The sequence below is a fragment of the Mesorhizobium sp. M7A.F.Ca.CA.002.05.1.1 genome (genome assembly GCF_003998335.1).
Lineage (GTDB): Bacteria > Pseudomonadota > Alphaproteobacteria > Rhizobiales > Rhizobiaceae > Mesorhizobium.
The window spans coordinates 1-2259 of sequence record NZ_RZQI01000914.1; the positions used below are offsets into that span (position 1 = coordinate 1).

A 2259-nucleotide genomic window follows, 5' to 3' on the forward strand; every position below is an offset into this window, starting at 1 on the left:
ACGAGGCAGGCGTTGGCTTCATGTTCGCGCCTGCGCACCATCCGGCGATGAAGCATGTCGGCCCGACTCGCGTCGAGCTCGGCACCCGCACCATCTTCAACCTGCTCGGGCCGCTCTCCAATCCGGCCGGCGTCAAGCGGCAGCTGGTCGGTGTGTTCCTGCCGGAATGGATCCTGCCGGTTGCCGAGACGCTGAAGGCGCTGGGTGCCGAGCATGTCTGGGTTGCCCATGGCGACGGCTATGACGAGATCACCACCACCGGCGAGACGCAGGTTGCCGAACTGATCGGCGGCGAGATCCGCAGCTTCACCCTGACGCCTGAAGCGGTTGGGTTGCCGCGCCACAGCAAGGACGAATTGCGTGGCGGCGATGCGGACTACAACGCCAAGGCCTTGCGCGATATGCTGGGCGGCGCCGCCGGCGCCTATCGCGACACCGTGCTGATGAACGCCGGTGCAGGACTGGTTGTGGCCGGCAAGGCGACGACGCTTGGCGACGGCATCGCGGCGGCGGCGCAAGCCATCGATAGCGGCCGTGCCCTGCGAGTGCTCGACAGGCTGGTCGAGATTTCGAACGGATAACGGATAGAGCGTGTCTGACATTCTTCGCAATATCGAGGCCTACAAGCGCGACGAAATCGCGGCAGCAAAGGCACGCGTGCCGTTGGCCGAAATCAAGGCCCGGGCAAAAGACGCCGACGCACCGCGCGGCTTTCTTGCCGCACTGGAAGCGAAGCGCAAATCCGGCGCCTTCGCGCTAATCGCCGAGATCAAGAAGGCGAGCCCTTCCAAGGGTCTGATCCGTGCCGATTTCGATCCACCGGCGCTGGCGCAGGCCTATGCCAAGGGTGGTGCTGCCTGTCTTTCGGTGCTGACCGATGCACCGTCCTTCCAGGGTGCGCCCGAATTTCTCACCCGGGCGCGAGCCGCCGTCGCGCTGCCGGCGCTGCGCAAGGATTTCCTGTTCGATCCGTATCAGGTCTACGAAGCCCGCGCCTGGGGCGCGGATGCCATCCTGATCATCATGGCCAGTGTCGACGACGTCCTGGCCAGCGAGCTCGAGGCGACGGCCTTCGAACTCGGCATGGATGCACTGGTCGAAGTGCACGACGAGACCGAGACGCAGCGCGCGCTAAAACTGTCGTCGCGGCTGATCGGCATCAACAACCGCAATCTGCGCACATTCGAGACCAGCCTCGACACTTCCATGCGGCTGGCGACGATGGTTCCGGCCGACCGCTTGCTGGTCAGCGAGAGCGGTATTTTCTCGCATGACGACTGCCTCAGGCTGCAAAAGAGCGACATCGGCACTTTTCTTGTCGGCGAGAGCCTGATGCGGCAACAGGACGTCACCGCGGCGACGCGCCTGCTTCTGACAGGCAAGGCTTTGGCCGAGGCCATCTGACGATGGTATCGGGCCTTACCCATCTCGGCGCGCAGGGCGAGGCCAACATGGTCGACGTCGGCGACAAGGACGAAACAACGCGCACGGCGATCGCCGAAGGCTTTGTCGCGATGCAGCCCGAGACGCTGAAGATGATCCTCGCCGGCAACGCCAAGAAGGGCGATGTGCTCGGCACTGCGCGCATCGCCGGTATCATGGCGGCGAAGAAGACGCATGAACTGATCCCGCTCTGCCACCCGCTGCTTTTGACCAAGGTTTCCGTCGACATCGAGCCCGACCATGCTTTGCCGGGCCTGAAGGTCACCGCACTGGCGCGCGTCACCGGCAAGACGGGTGTCGAGATGGAAGCGCTGACGGCTGCCTCGGTCGCCTGCCTGACCATCTACGACATGGCCAAAGCAGTAGACCGCGCCATGGTCATCACCGGCATCCGCCTGGTCGAAAAGACCGGTGGCAAGTCGGGTGACTACAAGGCGAGCGCCTGATGGCGCTGGTTCCTATCGCGGAGGCGCTTGAACGCCTGCTTGATGGCGCGGCGCCTCTAGCCGGCGAAAGCGTTCCCCTGTTCGAGGCTGTGGATCGTGTTCTGGCGGAACCGGTCGTAGCACTTCGCACCCAGCCGCCTTTCAATGCTTCCGCCATGGACGGCTATGCAGCGCGCGCCGCCGACGTCACGTCGGTCCCATCCAGGCTGTCGGTGATCGGCATGGCGCCGGCTGGGCGTGGCTTCGACGGCACGGTCGGCCAGACGCAGGCCGTGCGCATCTTCACCGGCGCGCCGCTGCCCGAAGGCGCCGACACCATCGTCATCCAGGAGAATGTCCGCGACCTCGGCGGCGGCGAAATCGAAGTGAC

At 64.9% G+C, this 2259-nt stretch carries 3 protein-coding genes and 1 pseudogene; all 4 read left to right on the forward strand.

Annotated elements, in window-relative coordinates:
• The coding region (trpD, locus tag EN939_RS30435; RefSeq protein ID WP_127271353.1) for an anthranilate phosphoribosyltransferase at positions 1–581 on the forward strand (581 nt) is incomplete at its 5' end.
• Positions 582–591: 10 nt separating this feature from the next.
• Positions 592–1404 carry an indole-3-glycerol phosphate synthase TrpC gene (gene trpC / locus EN939_RS30440; protein WP_127271355.1) on the forward strand — a complete coding sequence of 271 codons (813 nt, stop codon included), beginning with the start codon at positions 592–594 and terminating at the stop codon, positions 1402–1404.
• 2 nt (positions 1405–1406) lie between these two features.
• Positions 1407–1889 (forward strand): cyclic pyranopterin monophosphate synthase MoaC, encoded by a 483-nt coding sequence (gene moaC / locus EN939_RS30445; protein ID WP_127271357.1) that lies wholly within the window; start codon positions 1407–1409, stop codon positions 1887–1889.
• A pseudogene (locus EN939_RS30450) lies at positions 1889–2259 on the forward strand (molybdopterin molybdenumtransferase MoeA); the annotation flags it as partial. The gene moaC and the pseudogene EN939_RS30450, both read left to right, overlap by 1 nt.